Origin of the sequence: Nocardia sp. CWNU-33, from assembly GCF_046764895.1 — a bacterium.
GTDB lineage: Bacteria > Actinomycetota > Actinomycetes > Mycobacteriales > Mycobacteriaceae > Nocardia.
This window is the reverse complement of record NZ_JBKOQN010000133.1, coordinates 1-569: the sequence shown is the minus strand read 5'-3', so window position 1 is coordinate 569 and position 569 is coordinate 1. Positions and strand designations below refer to the sequence as shown.

At 64.3% G+C, this 569-nt stretch carries 1 pseudogene; it reads left to right on the top strand.

The annotated features are described in order from the left end of the window. Positions 1 to 22: 22 nt before the first annotated feature. Positions 23 to 569 (top strand): annotated as a pseudogene (locus tag ACLMAL_RS39725) (endonuclease/exonuclease/phosphatase family protein); the annotation flags it as partial.

Below are 569 nucleotides of genomic sequence, written 5' to 3'. Positions count from 1 at the left end.
ACGAGAGATCCGGGTGCTCGCATTGAACACGTGGCACAGCGGCAGCAAAATCTCCAATGGCATTCAGCTGATCACCGATCTCATCATCTCGACACAGGCCTCGATCGTGCTGCTCTCGGAGGCAACCGAAGCGACCACGGCCGTTGCGGCCGAACTGGTGCGGCGGGGGCGCGAGTTCAACGCCGTCCCCTCGCACGACACGGGAATTCTGTCGGTGTTTCCGGTCCAGGACAGCGCCGATCGGCAATGGATGGTCAAGGCGCGGTTGAACATCGGCGGAAAGCGACTCACCGTCTACTCCGCGCATCTGGAGTATCGCTGGTATGCCTCCAACCTGCCCCGAGGGTACGGACCCGGGGCCGCGGCGCCGGGCGAGTTCGCCGAGCACGAGTGGAACAAGCTGCCGGAGGGCCCAGTGACCGACCCTGCCGTGATCCAGCGCATCAACGCGGCCTCGGGCCGCCCCGAGGTCATCAGCAACTTTCTCGCCGACGCGAAAGCTGAGATCGCCGACGGGTCTTCGGTCATCATGGGTGGTGACCTGAACGAGCCGTCCCTGCTGGATTGGA